The organism is Streptomyces sp. NBC_00433, assembly GCA_036015235.1.
In the GTDB taxonomy this organism is placed as follows: Bacteria; Actinomycetota; Actinomycetes; order Streptomycetales; family Streptomycetaceae; genus Actinacidiphila.
Map to the genome: position 1 here is coordinate 7,274,981 of CP107926.1, position 18,944 is coordinate 7,293,924.

At 75.3% G+C, this 18,944-nt stretch carries 14 protein-coding genes; 4 read left to right on the forward strand and 10 right to left on the reverse strand.

Annotation, left to right across the window (positions count from 1 at the left end):
* The first annotated feature begins 52 nt into the window (after positions 1-52).
* From OG900_31085 to OG900_31100, 4 genes are all read left to right on the forward strand, one after another.
* On the forward strand, positions 53-1,024 hold the full coding sequence (locus tag OG900_31085) for a DJ-1/PfpI family protein (GenBank protein WUH94136.1): 972 nt from the start codon (positions 53-55) through the stop codon (positions 1,022-1,024).
* A 26-nt stretch (positions 1,025-1,050) separates the two neighbouring features.
* On the forward strand, positions 1,051-2,130 hold the full coding sequence (locus OG900_31090) for an amidohydrolase family protein (GenBank protein WUH94137.1): 1,080 nt from the start codon (positions 1,051-1,053) through the stop codon (positions 2,128-2,130).
* A 369-nt stretch (positions 2,131-2,499) separates the two neighbouring features.
* Positions 2,500-3,801 (forward strand): hypothetical protein, encoded by a 1,302-nt coding sequence (locus OG900_31095; GenBank protein ID WUH94138.1) that lies wholly within the window; start codon positions 2,500-2,502, stop codon positions 3,799-3,801.
* Between the two features lie 219 nt (positions 3,802-4,020).
* Entirely contained in the window at positions 4,021-7,113 is a 3,093-nt protein-coding gene (locus tag OG900_31100; protein ID WUH94139.1) for an ABC transporter substrate-binding protein, read from the forward strand.
* Here OG900_31100 and cobC read toward each other — a convergent pair.
* From cobC to OG900_31150, 10 genes are read right to left on the reverse strand one after another with little or no spacing between them, the layout of a single operon-like run.
* A complete protein-coding gene (cobC, locus tag OG900_31105; protein WUH94140.1) occupies positions 7,088-8,173 on the reverse strand; it encodes an Rv2231c family pyridoxal phosphate-dependent protein CobC in 1,086 nt (361 codons plus the stop codon). The two genes, OG900_31100 and cobC, sit on opposite strands and share 26 nt — an antisense overlap.
* The gene (locus OG900_31110) at positions 8,157-9,056 is read right to left on the reverse strand and encodes a sirohydrochlorin chelatase (GenBank protein WUH94141.1); all 900 of its coding nucleotides are present in this window, start codon (positions 9,054-9,056) and stop codon (positions 8,157-8,159) included. Before OG900_31110 ends, cobC begins: the two co-directional genes overlap by 17 nt.
* On the reverse strand, positions 9,053-9,652 hold the full coding sequence (locus tag OG900_31115) for a precorrin-8X methylmutase (GenBank protein WUH94142.1): 600 nt from the start codon (positions 9,650-9,652) through the stop codon (positions 9,053-9,055). The genes OG900_31110 and OG900_31115 overlap by 4 nt, the downstream gene beginning before the upstream one ends.
* Positions 9,649-12,030, reverse strand: coding sequence for a precorrin-3B C(17)-methyltransferase (gene cobJ, locus OG900_31120; protein ID WUH94143.1), 2,382 nt, complete (start codon positions 12,028-12,030; stop codon positions 9,649-9,651). Before cobJ ends, OG900_31115 begins: the two co-directional genes overlap by 4 nt.
* Positions 12,027-13,265: a precorrin-6y C5,15-methyltransferase (decarboxylating) subunit CbiE gene (cbiE, locus tag OG900_31125; GenBank protein WUH95995.1), complete on the reverse strand. Its 1,239-nt coding sequence runs from the start codon at positions 13,263-13,265 to the stop codon at positions 12,027-12,029. Before cbiE ends, cobJ begins: the two co-directional genes overlap by 4 nt.
* 4 nt (positions 13,266-13,269) lie before the next feature.
* Positions 13,270-14,085: a precorrin-4 C(11)-methyltransferase gene (gene cobM, locus OG900_31130; protein ID WUH94144.1), complete on the reverse strand. Its 816-nt coding sequence runs from the start codon at positions 14,083-14,085 to the stop codon at positions 13,270-13,272.
* Positions 14,082-14,810 carry a precorrin-2 C(20)-methyltransferase gene (gene cobI, locus OG900_31135; protein WUH94145.1) on the reverse strand — a complete coding sequence of 243 codons (729 nt, stop codon included), beginning with the start codon at positions 14,808-14,810 and terminating at the stop codon, positions 14,082-14,084. The genes cobM and cobI overlap by 4 nt, the downstream gene beginning before the upstream one ends.
* A complete protein-coding gene (locus tag OG900_31140) occupies positions 14,795-16,240 on the reverse strand; it encodes a cobyrinate a,c-diamide synthase (protein ID WUH94146.1) in 1,446 nt (481 codons plus the stop codon). The genes cobI and OG900_31140 overlap by 16 nt, the downstream gene beginning before the upstream one ends.
* Positions 16,234-16,830, reverse strand: coding sequence for a cob(I)yrinic acid a,c-diamide adenosyltransferase (gene cobO, locus OG900_31145; GenBank protein ID WUH94147.1), 597 nt, complete (start codon positions 16,828-16,830; stop codon positions 16,234-16,236). Before cobO ends, OG900_31140 begins: the two co-directional genes overlap by 7 nt.
* Positions 16,830-18,887 carry a putative cobaltochelatase gene (locus OG900_31150; protein WUH94148.1) on the reverse strand — a complete coding sequence of 686 codons (2,058 nt, stop codon included), beginning with the start codon at positions 18,885-18,887 and terminating at the stop codon, positions 16,830-16,832. The genes cobO and OG900_31150 overlap by 1 nt, the downstream gene beginning before the upstream one ends.
* Between the last annotated feature and the right edge of the window lie 57 nt (positions 18,888-18,944).

The window sequence follows — 18,944 nt, forward strand, 5'->3', positions numbered from 1 at the left end:
CCCGGCGGCGTACAGTAGTGGCCGGAATGCCAAACACCCGGAGGTTCTGGCCATGACGGTCGCCGCTCGCCGCCCGCACCGCGTGGTGGTCATCGGGCACCAGCCGGTGTCGATGTTCAACCTCGCCGTGCCCGACATGCTCTTCGCCAAGGTCGAGGTCGACGGACTGCCCGGCTACGAGGTGGAGTTGTGCACCCCGGAGCCCGGCGTGGTCCGCACCAGCGGCGGCGCGGACGTGGTGATCCGCAGCGGGCTCGACGCCGTGGACCGGGCCGACACGGTGATCGTGGCGGGCACCGGCTCCAAGGAGGAGCCCGACCCGCGGGTGCTCGCGGCGCTGCGCGCTGCCGCGGCGGCCGGCAAGCGCGTCGCGTCGATCTGCACCGGGGCCTTCCTGCTCGCCGAGGCGGGCCTGCTCGACGGCCGCCGGGCGACCACGTATTGGACCTACACCAGCGAGTTCACCGACCGCTTCCCGGCCGTCGACGTCCAGCCCGACGTGCTGTTCGTGCAGGACGGCCAGCTGGTGACCTCGTCGGGATACGCGGCGGGCATCGACCTGTGCCTGCACATCATCCGCACCGACTTCGGCGCCGCCGTCGCCAACAGCGTGGCCCGGCTCGCCCTGGTGGCACCCGTACGGCCGGGCGGGCAGGCGCAGTTCACCGAGACGCCGCTGCCCGCGGAGACCGGCACGTCCTTCGCCGACACCCGCGCCTGGGCGATGACCCGGCTCGACCAGCCGCTCACCCTCACCGACCTGGCCCGGCACGCGGCGGTCAGCGTGCGCACCCTCACCCGGCGCTTCCACGCCGAGACCGGGCTCAGCCCGCTGCAATGGCTGCTGCACCAGCGCCTGGACCGGGCCCGCGAACTGCTGGAGACCACCACGCTGCCGGTCGACCAGGTCGCCAGGGCCAGCGGCCTGGGCACGTCGGACTCGCTGCGCCAGCACCTGCTGCGCCGGGTCGGCCTGACCCCCAGCGACTACCGCAGCAGCTTCAGCCGCCTGACGACCGCCTGACCGCCGCGACCTCGTAAAGTGCCGTCATGGGCGACGTGCTGCACATCAAGGGCCGGATCCTGGCCGGACCGGACGACGTACGCGACGAGCTGTGGGTGGTCGGCGGCCGGATCAGCTACCGGCGGCCCGCCGCGGAGGCGGTGGAGGTCGGCGGCTGGGTGCTGCCCGGCCTGGTCGACGCGCACTGCCACGTCGGCCTGGACCAGCACGGCGCCGTCGACCGGGACACCGCGGAGAAGCAGGCACTCGCCGACCGGGAGGCCGGGGCGCTGCTGCTGCGCGACGCCGGGTCGCCCAGCGACACCCGCTGGACCGACGAGCGCGACGACCTGCCGCGGATCATCAGGGCCGGCCGCCACATCGCCCGCACCCGCCGCTACATCCGCAACTACGCCCACGAGGTCGAGCCCGGCGACCTGACCGCCTACGTCCGCGGGGAGGCCAGGCGCGGCGACGGCTGGGTCAAGCTGGTCGGCGACTGGATCGACCGGGACAAGGGCGATCTGGCGCCGTGCTGGCCCAAGGACGCGGTGGCCGAGGCGATCGCCGCCGCCCACCAGGAGGGCGCCCGTGTCACCGCGCACTGCTTCGCCGAGGACTCGCTCGCCGACCTGGTGACCGCCGGCATCGACTGCGTCGAGCACGCCACCGGGCTCACTGACGAGACGATCCCGCTCTTCGCCGAGCACGGCGTCGCCATCGTGCCGACCCTGGTCAACATCGCCACCTTCCCGCGGCTCGCGGACTCCGGCGAGGCCAAATTCCCGCGCTGGTCCGACCACTTGCGCCGGCTGCACGCCCGCCGCCACGAGACCGTGCGCGATGCCTACGACGCCGGCATCGCCGTCTACACCGGTACGGACGCGGGCGGCAGCCTGCCGCACGGGCTGATCGCGGCCGAGGTCGAGGAGCTGGTCACCGCGGGCCTGCCGGTCGGGGCGGCACTGTCCGCCGCGACCTGGGGCGCCCGCAAATGGCTGGGGCGCCCGGGTCTGACCGAGGGAGCACCGGCCGACCTGGTCGTCTACGACGCGGACCCGCGCGAGGACGTACGGGTGCTCGCCGCGCCGCGCCGGATCGTGCTGCGCGGCAAGGTCGTGGGCTGACCCGCGGGACGGTGAGCGCGCCGGCCGGGGCGGTGCGTACGGTACGCCGCTGCCGCCGTGCGCGGGCGCGCTGTTGACCTGCCCGTGACGGCCCGCGCCGCCGGGCGTTGAACTCGTCCTGGCTACCCGGCACGTCAACAGGGGTGCAGCCGTGCTCCTGCCGGGAGAGTGACGCGCGGGAACTGCCGTGCCACGGAATTCGAAGATGTTCACGAAAACCACCCTTATGGGTGAACTGGCTGCGCGTAGCCGCGGATTCACTCTCAGTGCGTAAACATGGCTGCCCTGACGCCCCGGCGGCTGTCCCCAACGACACCCTGCCGCGCGGCAATCCGTCTTCTCCGATGTCACCCGTGGGGGTCCCACACCGTGTACCGCACCATCAACTTCCGCTCTTCCACCCGCCGTTCCGCTGCCGTCGGCGCCGCCGTCGCGCTCGCCGCGGGAGCCGCGGTCCTTGCCCCCGCCGCGCAGGCGGCGCCCGCAGGAGCGGCGGGCGGCGGCACGTCGAGCGCGGCGGTGCTGCGCGCGGGCCTGGACGTCTCGCTGCTCGGCAGGGCCGTGGACGTCCCGGTGAACGTGTCGCTCAACGATGTGCACGCGCCCGCCGACGCCCGGCGGACCGCGCTCACCGTGAAGGTCGGCGGCGGCGTGGAGAACGGGCGCGGCGTCACCATGCTGCGGGCCGATGTGGCCACCGCGAAGGCCACCGCCGACGCGCACGAGGCCGAGGGATACGCCAACGTCGTGAACGCCCAGGTCCATGTGCCCGGTCTGCCACTGCTCGCCCTGGTCAACGTCCGCGCGATCACCTCCACGGCCACCTGCGAGGCCGGCCACCGGCCCACCGCGCACTCCGAACTGCTCGGCCTGACCGTGCTCGGCCGGCACATCGCGCTCAGCACGGTCGGCACGACGGACCTGTCCGTGCCCGGGGTCGGCCGGGTGAGCCTGGACCTCACCAGGACCTCGACCACCTCGAACACGGCGGCCGCGACCGCTCTGCGGCTCTCCCTGCGCCTCAACCCGCTGAGCCTGGGCGTGGCCGAGGTCGGCGGCTCGGTGACGCTGGCGCAGGCCGCCTGCAAGACCCCGCACAAGGGCGGCTCCGGGTCGGGCGGTTCGACGACGGGTTCGACCTCGGGGTCGACGGCCGGGTCCACGAGCGGCTCCACGGCCGGTTCCACCACCGGCTCCACGAGGGGGTCAACGAGCGGGTCCACGGCGGGCTCGACGGCCGGGTCCACGAGCGGCTCCACGGCCGGTTCCACCAGCGGGTCCACCACCGGCGGGAGCACCAAGGGGACCACCGACGGCGGAGCCGCGACCGGCGGTTCGACGGCCGGAGGCACCGCAGGAAGCACCTCGGGCAGCACGTCCGGTGGGACCGCGGGCAGCACCGCCGGCGCCTCGGGCGGCAGCGGTTCCGGCGGGCCTACCGACGCCACCGCCTCCGGCGGGTCGACGGGCGCCGCGTCCGGCGCCACCGGCGGCGGCGACGCGCTCACCCAGACCGGCCCCGACACCGGCGACCTCGCGGAGACCGGGGCCAGTTCCTCCACCCCCTACCTGGCGATCGGCGCCGCGGGCCTGGTGACCGCCGGAGCGGCGACGTATCTGCTGACCGCCCGCCGCCGCAGGACCGCGGCCGCGGCGGACCCGCGGGACTGACGGGAAACAGCGACAGTTCCGTAGCAAGGTCACAGGGAAGGTCACAAGGGGGGAACGAAAGCCTCCAGGGCGGCGCCGTACCACGGACGCCGCCCTCTAGGCTTGCCCGGGACCAGCAACTCGTCCGCGGTCCGGGGGAGTTGGCGGAGGTCCATCTCAGCTCGGCGCTGGGGGCTACGACATGGTGGGCGCTGAGCGCACTGGCAGGCGGGGCGGGGCATGACGGACGGGCTTTTCGCGGGACGCTACGAACTGGCCGAGCTGCTCGGCCACGGAGGCATGGCCCGCGTCCACCGCGCCCGGGACACCCGGATGGGCCGGACCGTCGCCGTCAAGACGCTGCTGCCCGAGCTGGCCGGCGACCCCGACGCCCGGCGCCGCTTCGCCCGCGAGGCCCAGGCGGCGGGCGCGCTCAACCACCCCGGCATCGTCACCGTCCACGACCAGGACGAGGTCCGCGACGGCGACGAGGTGGTGCCCTACCTCGTCATGGAGTACGTCCGCGGTGCGACGCTGTCCCAACTCACCCGGCAGGCGGTCTACTTCGCGCCGGAGCGGGCGGTGCGCATCGCCTGCGACATCCTCGACGCGCTCGCCCACGCGCACAGCCGCGGCACCGTCCACCGCGACGTGAAGCCCGCGAACGTGATGGTCACCAGCGAAGGCGTCATCAAGGTCGCCGACTTCGGTATCGCGCGCGTCCTGGCCAGCGACTCCCGGCTGACCACCACCGGGTCCGCGATCGGCACCCCCAGCTACATGTCGCCCGAGCAGATCAACGGCGCCGAGGTCGACGCCCGCAGCGACGTCTACGCGGTCGGCTGCGTCCTGACCGAACTGCTCACCGGCAGGCCGCCTTTCACCGACGGCAACCCGCTCAACCTGATGTATTGGCACGTCCACACCCCGCCGCCCGCCCCGTCGGCCCGCAACCCGCGGGTGCCGCGGGAAGTGGACGAGCTGGTGCTCACGGCGCTCGCCAAGGACCCGGCGGCCCGGCATTTCGACGCCGCGGTCTTCCGCGACCGGCTGCGCTCCTGGCTGACCGTCTCCGGGCACTCGGCGCTGCTGGCCGGCCCCGCGGTGCCGCCCGGCGAGGACAGCGCGACCCGCCCGCTGGGCGGCGGCGCCGACCCGAGGGCCACCTTCGGCGCGGGCGGCGGCCTCCCGGCCCTCCCCGCCGCATCCGGCCCGCGCACCCCGCCCGGTCCCGGCGCCCAGACCCCGCCCGCCCCCGCCACGCCTCCCGCCGCGTCCACACCGCCCTCCACACCCTCCGCCCCCGCCACGCCGCCGCCCCGCACGCCGAACCCCTTCGGCGCCGCCCCGGAGTCCACACCGCTGCCGTCCGGCCCCGCCGAGCACCCGGCGTACGCGCTCAAGCCGCAGGTGCCGCTGCCGCCGCCTTACCACCCCGGCACCCCGCCGCCGCTCAACGGGCCCAGCGGCACCGGGGAGTTCGACCCGGCCCGGCGTGCCAGACGGCGCTGGATCGCGGGGGTGTCCGGCTTCGCGGTGGTCGCCGTCGCGGCGACCGTGACCTTCGTCTTCGTCCCCATGGGCGGGGGCGGCGGCGACCCGTCGCCCACCTCGCCCACCGGCAGCCACCGGCCGACCGGCACCGCCGTCAAGGAAGCCGCGCTGAAGCTGCACGGCGGCAAGGAGGGCACGGGCTACGACGGCGGCCTCGACGGGGTGGTGAAGCCGTCGTCCACGAAGGGCGGCACGCTGCAACTGGCCGCGTCCTCCGCCGAGGACGGCATGCTCGACCCGGCGCGCACCTACGTCCAGCCGTCGTGGAATCTGCAACGCCTCTACCTGCGCAAGCTGGTGGACTACGCGCCCGTGCCGGGGCCGGGCGGGCGCAAGCTGGTGGCCGACCTCGCCACCGACACCGGCCGCGTCAGCTCCGACGGCCGCACCTGGACCTTCACCCTCAAGTCCGGTCTCAGCTACGAGAACGGCGCCCCCATCACGTCCCAGGACATCAAATACGGCATCGAGCGGACCTTCGACCGGTCGGTCTTCGGCAGCGGGCCCAGCTACTTCGTCGACCTGCTCGACCAGGGCCAGCACTACCCGGGCCCCTACAAGGACTCCGACCCTGACAAGCTGGGCCTGCGCTCGGTCCACACCCCCGACGCGTCCACCATCGTCTTCACCCTCGCCAAGCCCTTCGCCGACTTCCGCTACGTGCTGGCGATGTCCATCGCCGCGCCCGTGCCGCGCACCGCGGACAAGAACGACGGCAAGGACTTCCAGGACCACCCGCTCAGCAGCGGCCCTTACCGGGTCGCCAGCTACGTCGAGAACAACTCGCTGCACCTGATCCGCAATCCCCAGTGGAAGCAGTCGACCGACCCCATCCGCTCCGCCCTTCCCGACGCGATCGACCTGCGCGTCTACAACAGCCAGGACGCCGTCGAGGACGCGCTGCTGACCGGCTCCGCCGACCTGGACCTCAACGGGCAGACGCTGTCCGACGGCGCCGAGGCCAGAGTGCTCAACGACGCGTCGCTGAAGAACCGGTCCGACCTCGTCTACACCGGCGCCACCCGCTATCTGACCCTGCAGACGGACATCCCGCCGTTCAACAACCAGGCCTGCCGCACGGCCGTCCAATACGCCGTCGACCGCTCGCAGGTACGGGCCGCGCTCGGCGGGGAGTACGAGGGCGGCGACATCGCGAGCACGATGCTGCCGCCGGTCGTCGACGGCTACGACCCGAACGCCCACCCCTTCGGCTACGACGACGGCGCCGCCTACCCGACGCTGGCCAAGCAGCAGTTGACCGCCTGCGGAAAGGCGGGCGGCTTCGACGTCACCCTCGCGGGACCCGCCAACTCGCCGCGGCTGGTGGAGGCGATGGTGGCCGTCCAGCACACGCTGGCCGCGGTCGGCATCAAGGTCAAGATCCAGCAGGTGGAGACGGGGACCTACTACGCGACCCTGGGCTCGCCCAGCAAACTCAAGCAGGCCGGCTGGGGCATGGCCCTGACCGTCTGGGCGGCCGACTGGCCCACCGGCGGCGGCTTCCTGCGCACCCTCATCCAGCCCGGCAGCCCCAGCAACTACGCGGGCCTCGACGACTCCGAGCTCAACGCCATCGCCGGCAAGGCCGACACCCTCACCGACCCCGCCGAGGCCGCCGACCAGTGGAAGGCCGCGGACGCCGCCCTGATGCGCGACTCCGTGATGGTGCCGCTGGTCTACACCCGCCACCTGGTCTACCGCGGCAGCCGGCTCACCAACGCCTACCAGCAGCAGGTGATCGGCGGGATCGACCTCACCGCGCTGGGGGTTCAGCCATAGCGGTGGCCAGCGCACTGGCGAAGCCGTCGACCGTACGGCGGTCGCGCACCGCCACCCGCAGCCAGTCGGGACCCAGACCGGGGAAGGTGTCGGCCCTGCGCACCGCGTAGCCCAACGCCCGCAGCCGCTTCCTGACCTGCGCCGCGCCCGGCAACCGCAGCAGCACGAAGGGCGCGGCGGGCGCGTCGCCCGCGACCTCCACCGCGGGGAAGTCCCGCAGCCGGGACAGCAGGTAGTCCCGGTCGGCCGCCACCTCCACCGCCGCCGCGGCCGCCTCCGCGAGCGCGTCCGCGCCCACGCACGCGCGGGCCGCCGCGAGCGCGGGCGTCGAGACCGCCCACAGCGGCTGCGCGCGCTCCAGCGCCGCGACCTGCTCCCGGGCGCCGAGGACATAGCCGATCCGCAGCCCGGCGAGCCCCCAGGTCTTGGTGAGGCTGCGCAGCACCAGCAGTCCCGGTACGTCCCGGGCCGCCGCCAGCGACTCCGGCTCGCCCGGCACCGCGTCCATGAAGGCCTCGTCCACCACCAGCGTCCGCCCGGCCCGCGCCAACTCCCGCACGAGCGCCGCCGGATGCAGCACCGACGTCGGATTCGTCGGATTGCCGAGCACCACCAGGTCGGCGTCCCGCGGCACCGCCGCCGGGTCGAGCCGGAAGCCGTCCGCCGCCGCCAGCAGCACCCGTTCCACGTCGTGGCCCGCGGCCCGCAGCGCCGCCTCCGGCTCGGTGAACTGCGGGTGCACCACCACCGCGTGCCGCGGCCGCAGCGCCCTGGCCAGCAGGACGAAGGCCTCCGCCGCGCCCGCCGTCAGCAGCACCTCCCGCTCGTCCGCCCTGCCGTGCCGCAGCGCCACCGCCCGCCGGGCGGCCCGCCCGTCCGGGTAGGCGGCAAGTCCCGTCAGCGAGGCGGCGATCCGCTCGGCCAGCCACGAAGGCGGCGTGCCCGTACGCACGTTGACCGCCAGGTCCACCAGGCCGCCGCCGACCTCCGCGTCACCGTGGTGCGCCAGGTCGTAGCCGTCCGCGGCGGCCGGTGTGCCGCGCTCAGTGGGTGTGAGCATGGGGGTGCCCGTGGCCGCCGTGCGCGTGGGACGGGTCGTCCGGGTGGTGGTGCGGCTGCTGCGGCAGGCCCACCCGGTCCTCGAAACCGGGCATCCGCACCCGGTAGACGCAGCTGTCGCAGTTCATCCGCAGGTCGCCGCCCACCGCCTCGCGGTAGCGCTCCATCACCAGCTGCGCCAGCTCGGGCGCCGCGCCGATCACCTCCGCGCACCGCACCTCGACGCCGTCCTGCCCGGCCGCCCACCCCGCGGCCTGCTCCCGCACCCGGTCCGGCAGCACCCCGCTGAAGAGGAAGTACGGCAGCACCACGACCGTCCGCGCGCCCAGCCGCCGGCAGCGCTCCAGGCCCGCGGCGACCGACGGCTCGGCCAGCGACACGAAAGCGGTCTCCACCCCCGCGTAGCCGCGGCCCTCCCACAGCAGCCTGGCCGCCTTGAAGACCTCGGCATTGGCGTCCGGATCGGTCGAACCGCGACCGACCAGCAGCACCGTCGCGCCCGCCCGGTCCGCCCCCGCGAGGGCCTCGTCCACCCGCCGCTCCAGCACCGAGAGCAGCCCCGGATGCGGCCCCAGCGGGCGCCCGTAGGCGAACGACGTGCCCGGATGGCGCCGCTCCTCCCGGGCCAGCGCCGCCGGTATGTCGCCCTTCGCGTGTCCGGCGGAGACCAGCACCAGCGGCACCGCGGCGAAGTGCCGCACGCCCGCGCCGGCCATCGCCGCGACCGAGTCCGCCAACGGCGGCGGCGACAACTCGATGAAGCCGCCGCCGACCGCCAACTCCGGGTTCGCGTCGCCCAGTTGCGCCACGAAGTCGCGGAAGGCGGCCGCACCGGCCGCATCGCGGGTGCCATGGCCGACGAGGAGGAGTGCGGGGGGTGTCACAGGACGTTCTCCTTGGGATCTTGTACGGCGGCGGGGGTGTAGAGCAGCGCGTTGAGCGCGGCGGCGGCCACCGCGGAGCCGCCCTTCTCCGAGATGTTGCTGACCGAGGGCAGCCCCGAGGCCCGCAGGTGCGCCTTGCTCTCCGCGGCACCCACGAAACCGACCGGCAGGCCGATCACCAGCGCCGGCGCCGCGTCCAGCACGAGCAGTTCCTCCAGCGCGGTCGGCGCGCAGCCGATCACCCACAGCGCGCCGGGACCCACCTGCTCGTACGCCAGCCGCACCGCGTGCGCGCTGCGGGTCAGCCCAGGACCCGCGACGGCGTCCCCCAGCCGGCAGACCGCGCGGCGGCCCGTGATGCCCGCCGCGACCATCGCGACGTCGGCGACGACCGGGGCGCCCGCGTGCAAGGCGGCGTGTGCGGCGGCCAGTTCGGCCTCGTCGGCGACCAGGTCGTCGGCGTACGCCAGATCCGCACTCGAGTGGATCACCCGCTCCAGCACCGCGCGGTGCAGGCGGGGGAGCCCCGAGGTGTCCAGGCGGGACCGCAGGATGCGGAAGGACTCCTGCTCGATGGGGTGGACGGTGCGGCTCATGCGCCGCCCTCCTGCCACCGGTAGCCGCGCGGGGTGACCATCCGGCCCGCGACGACGCGGGACGCGGTATTTCCGACGGTGACCACCGACACCATGTCGACGGTGGACGGGTCCACGTCCGCGAGCGTGGTGACGGTGACCTCCTCGTCCGGCCGGGACGCGGCCCGTACGACACCGACGGGTGTGCCCGGGTCGCGGTGCTCCGCCAGCAGGGCCAGCGCCTTGGGCAACTGCCAGTGCCTGCCGCGGCTGCGCGGGTTGTAGAAGGTCACCACCAGGTCCGCCTCGGCCGCCGCCCGCACCCGCCGCTCGATCACCTCCCACGGGGTGTGCAGGTCCGACAGGCTGATCGACACATGGTCGTGCCCGAGCGGCGCGCCCAGCAGCGACGCCGCCGCCAGGGCTGCGGTCACGCCCGGCACGCCGACCACGTCGATGTCGTCCGCGGCCTCCGCGAGGGCCGGCGAGGCCATCGCGTACACCCCGGCGTCGCCGCTGCCGATCAGCGCGACCGCGTGCCCCGCGCGGGCCTCGGCCACCGCGGTGCGCGCCCGCTCCTCCTCGGCGCCCAGCCCCGACTCCAGCACCCGGGTGCCGGGCAGCAGCAGATCCCGGATCTGCGCCACGTACTGGTCGAGCCCGACGACCACCGACGCGCGCCGCAATTCCGCGGTGGCCCGCGGCGTCAGCAGATCCCGGGCCCCGGGCCCGAGCCCCACCACCGCCAGCCGCCCACGCGGCCTGCGCCGCGCCACCGCGACGGTGGCCATCGCCGACTTCCGCTTCTCGACGACGAGTTCGCCCCCCGAGCCGGCCGCAAGCAGCGCCGCGGCCTCGGCGACCGACGGCGTACCGACCGCGCGCAGCGGCGCCGCCGACGGGTTGGGCACGCTCACCCCCGCGAGGGCCTCCGCCCCGAAGGTCACGAGCGGCACCCCCAGTCGTGCCGCCGCCGCCACGATCCCCGCCTCCTGCGCCTTGGCGTCCACGGTGGCCATCCGCCACACACTCCCCTCGGCGACCCCGCCCGCCGCCAACGCCGCCCTGACCAGCCCCACCACTTCCTCCACGGCCACCCCCCGACTCCCCCCGACCCCCACGACCAGCCCCGGCGGCCGCACCACCACGACGCGCTCCGCGGGCTCCACGACCCGATCCGTGACCCACACCCAATACCCGTCCCGGGCGCGGACATCGAAGGAGGACCCTTCCCCCACCCGGCGGAGGTGGCCTGCCTCGGCGTCGTGCGGCTCCCCGTATTCCGCGACGGGGTCGCGGGGTGCGCCCGTGAGGTGCGGGCGTTCCCCCGCCCGGGGGTGGGCGCCTGCGTCGGCGGAGTGCGCAGCGCTCCATTCCGCCGCGGCGGCGGGGTCGCGGGGTTCGCTTGTGCCAGCGAGGTGCGGGGCACCCGATTCCGCCGCCGCGGCGGGAAGCGAAGTGGGCGTGTTCGGCGGTGCCGAGCCGTCCTCCGCGGGGCTGGGTTGGGCACCACCGGGTTGCGTCGCTTCGCGTCCCGCCGTTGCGGCGGTGTGGGGGGCGGGGTCGTCGCCCGTCCAGGGGCGGGCGTCCTCGCCGTCGTGCGGCTCCCCGTATCCCGCGACGGGGTCGCGGGGTGCGCCTGCGCTGGTGAGGTGCGGGCGTTCCCCCGCCCGGGAGTGGGCGCCTGCGTCGGCGGTGTGCGGGGCACTCCGTTCCGCCGCCGCGGCGGGAAGCGGGATGGTCGTGTTCGGCGGTGCCGAGTCGGCCTGGCCACCGCCGGGTTGCGTCGTGTCGCGTCCCGCCGTTGCGGCGGTGTGGGGGGCGCCTGCGTCAGGGGAGTGCGGGGCACTCCGTTCCGCCGCCGCGGTGGGAAGCGGAGTGGGCGGGGCCGAGTCGGGGGCTGGCGGGGCGAGGGGGAGTGGGGGGAGAGGCCAGGTCGAGTCGGCGTGGAGGTGGACGGGGGTGCCGTCCAGGAGGGCGCGGGTGACGGCGGGGAGGGCGCCCTCGGCGGGGTAGGGGAGGGCGTCCAGGGCGGGAGTGGAGGTCGTGTCGGTCGCTGTGGTGATGACCGGCACGGTCGTCAGGACCGTCGAGACCGCCTGCGCGAGCGCGTTGGCCCCGGCGGCGTGCCCGCCGAGGAGGGCGATCGCGTGGCGGTGGGCCTCGTCCACCGTCACGACGGCCGGGTCGGACGCCTTGCTCACCAGCAGCGGGGCGAGCAGGCGGACGGCGGCGCCGGTGGCGAGGAAGACGACCAGCTGGTCGCACTCGGTGAAGGCGGTGCGGAGGAGGTCGCGGACGGGGGCGCCGCCGTAGTGGCGGGTGCGGTCCGGCCATGCGGCGGCGAGCCGGTCGCAGCCGGTCCTGCCCGCAGCCGTGGTGGAGATGAGGCCGATCACGCGGGTGCTCCTTCGGTACGGGGGGCGGCGGGCCGGGTGGCCCACAGGACGAAGACGGGGTTGGCCGCGGCGAGCCGTGTGACGTCGCCGGGCAGCGGGGCGAGCCGGGAGGACTGCAGGAGGACGCCGTCCGCCGTGAGCCCCGCCGCCCCGAGGGCGGCGCGGACGGCGCCGACCCGGTCGACCGCGGCGAGCGTCACGACGACGGCCCGCCGCGCGCGCAGCGCGCACGCGGCCACGACGTCCGCCACGTCCGAGCCGCCGCCGCCGACGAAGACGGCGTCGGGGTCCGGCAGTTGCCCGAGCACGCCGGGCGCGCGGCCGACCACCGCCTCGACGTCCACCCCGTGGGCCGCGGCATTGGCCCGCACCCGGGCCACCGCGTCCGCGGACTTGTCGACGGCGACGACGGCCGCCCCGAACCGCGCGCATTCGACGGCCACCGACCCGGACCCGGCCCCGATGTCCCAGACCAGCTCACCCGTACGCGGTCCGAGCCGCGCCAGCGCCAGGGCCCGCACCTCGAATTTCGTGACCATGGAGTCCCGGTGCGCGAAGTCCGCCTCGGGCAGCGCCCAACCGGCCGGCGCCGTACGCGGACCGGCGACCGTACCGGCGGCGGACGCCACCGAGGCGCCGGGCCGCAGGCACAGCACGACGCCGACCGCCTCGCCCCAGTCCCGCCCCGCGGCCTCTTCCGGGGAGACGGAGACCACCCTCTCCCCGGGGGAGCCGAGCCCGGTGGCGACGACCAGCGTGCGGGACAGTCCGCTACGGGCCAGGGCCGCGCCCAATTCCGCGGGACCGGCGCCGGGTCCGGTCAGGACGGCCGCTTTCGGGGCGGCGCGGCAGACGTTCACCGCGGCCCGCAGATCCCGCCCGTGCGCGCTGACCACGACGGCGTCGTCCCAGCTCAGCCCGGTCCGGGCGAAGGCGACCGCGACGGACGGCGCCGACGGCCGTACGTCGAGCGCCGCCGCGCCGAACCGCGCGCCCAGCGCCCGTACGATCCCGAAGAAGCCGGGGTCGCCGGAGGCCAGCACCACCACCCGGCCGCCGGCGGCCGCGCACGCGCCGATCTCGTCGAGCGCGGGCGCCAGCGGCCCGAGGACCAACTGCCGCACGCCGTACGGCATTTCGGCCGCGCCGAGATGCCGGGCCGCACCGACCACCAGGTCGGCGGCACCGACCACCGGTGGCGGCCCGCCCGTTCCCGTGCCGAGGACGGTGATCACCGCGTCACCCACGGGACTCGCGCAGGGCGCGCCGCGCGGCGGGGTCGGCCCGCCGGAAACCGTGGAAGTGCCCCGGGTGGTAGAGGTGCGACCGCGTCCCCGACGCGGACAGCGCGGGCCCGACCAGGAAGAGCGTGTGCTTCCACAGGCGGTGCGCCTTGACCGTCTCCTCCAGCGTCGCGATGGTGCAGTGCAGCAGCAATTCCTCGGGCCAGCTGACCTGGTGGGCGACGATGACCGGCGTGTCCGTCGGATAGCCGCCCTCCAGCAGCTCGGCGGCGAGCTGCCCGGACCTGGCGGCGGACAGGAAGACCGCCATCGTCGTGCCGTGCCGGGCGAATTCCCGCACCTCCTCGCCCGGCGGCATCGGGGTCTTCCCGCCGCCCAGCCGGGTCAGCACCACCGACTGGGCGACCTCGGGAATCGTCAACTCCCGCCCGGCCGCCGCCGCCACCGCCGAGAACGACGACACCCCGGGCACGATCTCCACCTCGACGCCCAACTCGGCGCACCGGTCGACCTGTTCCTGCGTACCGCCCCACAGTGCCGGGTCGCCCGAGTGGATCCGCGCGCACCGCAAGTCCTCGCGCCGCGCTCGCTCGTAGACCGCGACGACGTCCTCCAGCGACATCGCCGCCGAGTCGAGGATCTCCGCGTCGGGCCTGGCGTGCTCAAGGACCGCCGCCTGCACCAGACTTGCCGCCCAGATGACGATGTCCGCCTCGGCGATGGCCTTCGCCGCCCGGAAGGTGAGCAGATCGGCCGCGCCGGGCCCCGCGCCCACGATGGTGACCTTGGCGTTCCCACGCGGGTCGCTCACAGTTTTCCTCCCCTGCCGTCCCGCCGCGCGGGCGCGATCAGCGTCGACAGATACGGCAGCGGGCCGTCGAGCAGCTCCGCCGCCGGGCGGATCGACTCCTCGGGCAGCCCCAGCGCGCTGCCCCACACCGCGCCCTCGGTCCTGCCGGTCGCCGCCAGCGCGGCGGCGACCTCGGCCGCGAGCCGGCCGAATTTGTACGCCACGACGGTGCCGGGTCCTTCGAGCGCCGCCTTGAGCACCGCGGCCCCCGCGGTCACCGGCACCAGCGTCAACGGCTCGGTGCCCTCGGTCAGTACGGCCCCGCTGCGGGCCGCCAGATCCTGCATCGCGGTGATGCCCGGCACCGTGGCGACCGCCACCCCCGGCAGCGACTCGACGATGGTGTGCGCGAGATACGTGAACGTCGAATACACATTCGGGTCCCCGATCGTCGCGAAGGCCACCGCCCCGTGCTCCCGCAGCAGTTCGGCCACCCGCGCACCCGCCGCGTCCCACGCGGCCTCGCGACGGGCCCGGTCGGAGCGCTCGTTCAGCGCGAAGACCACCCGGACGACGCGGTCCGCGGCCACGTAGTGCCGCACCGTCGCCTCGGCCCGCCCGACCTCGCCGGTGTCCATCACCGGCACCACCACGGCGCCCGCCGCGCGCAGCGCGTTGACGCCCTTCACCGTCACCAGCTCGGGATCGCCGGGGCCGACCCCGACCCCGGTCAGTCGCAGGTCCATGCGGCACACCTCTCGACGAAACGGGTCGCCAGCGACGGCTCGGCGGCCCAGTGCAGATGCAGATACGAGGCGTGCACATTCCCGTCCACGAAGCCCTCGGTGCGGCGCTCGGGCTGCGTGAAGCCCCACGCGGCGGCGGCACCCCGCGGCGGGTCCACCTCCGTACGGTGGAATTCGTGCCCGCGCAGACGGGTGCCCTGCGCCGCCAGCGGGCTGTCCGCCAGCGCGACGGCCTCGCGGTAGCCCAGGGTGAGGCGGCCGGTCATCCTCGCCTCGACCGGCAGCCGGCCGCACATCGACCGGCCGTCGAGGGTGCGGGAGAGGTAGAGCAGGCCCGCGCATTCCGCTGCGACCGGGGCCCCGAGGCCCGCGATCTCCTGGCGGAGGGCCTTGTTGGCGGAGAGCTGCTCCGCGTGGAGTTCGGGGAAGCCGCCGCCCAGGATGAGGCCCTGGGCGCCGGTGGGGAGGGATTCCGCGGTGAGCGGGTCGAAGGGGGTGACCTCCGCCCCCGCGGCGGTGAGCAGTTCCGCCTGCTCGGCGTAGTGGAAGGTGAAGGCGGGGCCGGTGGCGACGGCGATCACGGGGCGCCTGCGGCGGGCTTTCTCCCCTGACCCGCCCCTTCCCGAAACCGGGGCTCCGCCCCGGACCCCGGTCCCCGAACGCCGGACGGGCTGGAAACGCTCCGCCTCCACCTCCGCTTCCGGGCTCCAGGGGGTGTCCGGGAGGGGTGGGGCCGTGTGGGAAAGGGCCAGGAGGGCGGGGAGGTCGCAGGCGTCGCGGACGCGGGCGGCGGCGGAGCGGACGAAGTGGCGGGCGGCGGCGGCGCGTTCGGCGGCGGGGACGAGGCCGAGGTGCCGGGAGGGCACCACCAGGTCGTCCCGGCGGCCGAGCGCGCCCAGGCAGGGGACGCCCACCTCTTCGAGCGCGTCGCGCAGGACGCGCTCGTGCCGCGCGGAGGCGACCTTGTTGAGGACGACCGCCCCCAGCCGCAGCAGCGGGTCGAAGGACGCGAAGCCGTGGACGAGCGCGGCCACCGACCGCGCCTGCGCGGACGCGTCGACGACCAGCACCACCGGCGCCCGCAGGATCGTGGCGACCTGGGCGGTGGAGGCGAGTTCGCCGTGGCCGGTGGCGCCGTCGAAGAGGCCCATCACGCCTTCCACGACGGCGAGGTCGCAGCCCGCGGAGCCGTGCAGGAAGAGCGGGGCGACGCGCTCCGGGCCGCACAGGTACGGGTCGAGGTTGCGGCCGGGGCGACCGGTGGCGAGGGCGTGGTAGCCGGGGTCGATGTAGTCGGGGCCGACCTTGTGCGGGGACACGGCGAGGCCCGCGTCGGTGAAGGCGGCCATCAGGCCGGTCGCGACGGTGGTCTTGCCGCTGCCGGAGGAGGGCGCGGCGATGACGAGGCGGGCTGCCGTCCGGTCTACCACTCGATGCCCCTCTGCCCCTTCTGGCCGGTGTCCATGGGGTGCTTGACCTTCGACATGTCGGTGACCAGGTCGGCGGCGTCGACCAGCGCGGGCGGCGCGTTGCGACCGGTGATCACGACATGCTGGACACCGGGGCGGTCCCGCAGCACCGACACGACCTCGTCGGTGTCGACCCAGCCCCAATGCATCGGGTAGGCGAACTCGTCCAGCACGTACAGCCGGTAGGTCTCCGCCGCCAGGTCGCGCTTGACCTGCTGCCAGCCCTCGACGGCGGCCTCCTCGCTGCTCTCCGGCGAGCGCTGCACCCACGACCAGCCCTCGCCCATCTTGTGCCAGGCCACCGTGCCGCCCTCGCCGGAGTCGCCGAGCACCCGCAGCGCCCGCTCCTCGCCGACCTTCCACTTGGCGGACTTCACGAACTGGAACACCCCGACCGGCCAGCCCTGATTCCACGCCCGCAGCGCGAGGCCGAAGGCGGCCGTCGACTTCCCCTTGCCGATGCCGGTGTGCACGATCGTCAGCGGCCGGTTGCGGCGCTGCCGGGTCGTCAGACCGTCGTCGGGCACCACTTCCGGCTGTCCCTGCGGCATTACGCGGCCCTCCTGATGTCCTTGACCAGTGCGGAGACCGTGTCGGCCCGCAGTTCGTCGAGCGTGACGGCGACCCCGGCCAGGTCGGCGGCGAGCGCGCCCGCGAGGCCGAGGCGTACCGGCCCCGACTCGCAGTCCACGACCACCGCGGCCGTGCCCGAGGCGGCCAGCAGGCGGGCCGCGCGGGCGCCCAGCGCCACGGGTTCCGGGCCGCCGGTGGCCCGCCCGTCGGTCACCACGACCAGCAGCGGGCGCCGCGACGGGTCGCGCAGCCGCTCGATCCGCAGCACCTCGTGCGCCTTGAGCAGGCCCGCGGCAAGCGGCGTACGGCCCCCGGTCGGCAGCGTCTCCAGCCGCGCCGCCCCCGCGTCCACCGACGACGTCGGCGGCAGCGCCAACTCCGCGCCGGTGCCGCGGAAAGTGACCAGGCCGACCTTGTCGCGCCGCTGGTAGGCGTCCAGCAGCAGCGACAGGACCGCCCCCTTCACCGCCGACATCCGCTGCCTGGCGGCCATCGAGCCGGACGCGTCGACCACGAAGAGCACCAGATTGCCCTCACGGCCCTCCCGCACCGCCTGCCGGAGGTCGTCCCTGCGCAGAACAAGTCCGGGTCCGCTGCGGCCCCTTGCCCGCTGATACGGGGCCGCCGCCCGCACCGTCGCCGCCAGGTGCAGCTTCCCGAGGGCGCCGCCGTCGGGCCGCCGGGCCCCGGTCGTACGCCCCTGCGCGGTCCGCGCCCGCGAACGCCGCCCCGCCGCGCCCTCGCCGAGCCCCGGCACGGTCAGCGTCCGCGCCTTGAACGGTTCGGCGGCGGGTGCCACGGGCTGCTCCCGCTGCGGGCCGCCGGAGGGGGCGTCCGCGCCGGCGGAAGGCGTCGGGGCCTCCGCCCCCGTCGGGTCCCCCTCCGACTCCGGCTCCGCAGGTGTCGGCGGCGCGGTGTCGTGGCCCGGCCCGTCCTGGGGCTGCGGCGGCTGCTCACCGCCGCCGTCCGGGCCGCCGTCCGGCCCCCCGTCCGGGTCGGGGTCCTCGTCGTCGCCGCCGGACTCCGCCTTGGCCCGCGCCAGCGTCTCGTCGAGCTTGTCCTCGTCGAGTCCCGGCGCGTCGAAGGGATTGCGGCGCCGCCGGTGCGGCAGCGCCAGCAGCGCCGCCTGCCGTACGTCCTCGGCCAGCACCACCGTGCGGCCCGCCCACGCGGCCAGCGCCGTCGCGGTACGGGCCATCACGATGTCGGCCCGCATGCCGTCGACCTCGAAGGCCGCGCAGGTCGCCGCGATCTGCCGCAGGGCGGCGTCGCCGAGCCGCACCTCGGGCAGCAGCGCGCGGGCGGTGACGATACGCGTCCGCACCTGCTCCTCCTGCGGCGCCCAACGCGCCGCGAAGCCCGCCGGGTCGGCGTCGTAGGCCAGCCGCCGCCGCACCACCTCGACGCGCTCGTCCGTCTCGCGGGACGCCGCGACCTCGACGGTCAGCCCGAAGCGGTCGAGCAACTGCGGCCGCAGCTCGCCCTCTTCCGGGTTCATCGTGCCGACCAGCAGGAAACGGGCCGCGTGCCGTACGGAGACGCCCTCGCGCTCGACGTAGCTCGCGCCCATCGCGGCCGCGTCCAGCAGCAGGTCGACGAGGTGGTCGTGCAGGAGGTTGACCTCGTCCACGTACAGCACGCCGCGGTGCGCTGCCGCGAGCAGGCCGGGCTCGAAGGACTTCACGCCCTCGGCGAGGGCGCGCTCGATGTCGAGCGCCCCGACCAGGCGGTCCTCGGAGGCGCCGACGGGCAGCTCCACGAGCCTCGCGGGGCGCTCCCCGCCAGTCCCCTCCGGGTGGGGGCCGTCGGGGCACTGCGGGTCGGCGGACCCGGGCTCGCAGGAGAACCTGCACCCGGGGATGACGCGTACGCCCGGGAGGAGGGCGGCCACCGCCCGGACGGCGGTCGACTTGGCGGTGCCCTTCTCGCCCCTGACGAGCACGCCGCCCACTGCCGGGGAGACGGCGTTGAGCACCAGTGCCAGGCGCAAATCTTCCTGCCCGACCAGGGCGCTGAACGGGTAGGGCGTGCTCACATGTCCCCCTCTGTACGCGTCCTCAATCGCCGGACGGGCTGGTTTTGTCTGGCCCCC

Coding starts and splice junctions, on each gene's coding strand:
- cobO (WUH94147.1), bottom strand. CDS start 16,830: ATGCCGCAGGGACAGCCGGAAGTGGTGCCCGACGACGGTCTGACGACC.
- cobI (WUH94145.1), bottom strand. CDS start 14,810: ATGGACCTGCGACTGACCGGGGTCGGGGTCGGCCCCGGCGATCCCGAG.
- OG900_31100 (WUH94139.1), top strand. CDS start 4,021: ATGACGGACGGGCTTTTCGCGGGACGCTACGAACTGGCCGAGCTGCTC.
- cobC (WUH94140.1), bottom strand. CDS start 8,173: ATGCTCACACCCACTGAGCGCGGCACACCGGCCGCCGCGGACGGCTAC.
- OG900_31085 (WUH94136.1), top strand. CDS start 53: ATGACGGTCGCCGCTCGCCGCCCGCACCGCGTGGTGGTCATCGGGCAC.
- OG900_31115 (WUH94142.1), bottom strand. CDS start 9,652: ATGAGCCGCACCGTCCACCCCATCGAGCAGGAGTCCTTCCGCATCCTG.
- OG900_31090 (WUH94137.1), top strand. CDS start 1,051: ATGGGCGACGTGCTGCACATCAAGGGCCGGATCCTGGCCGGACCGGAC.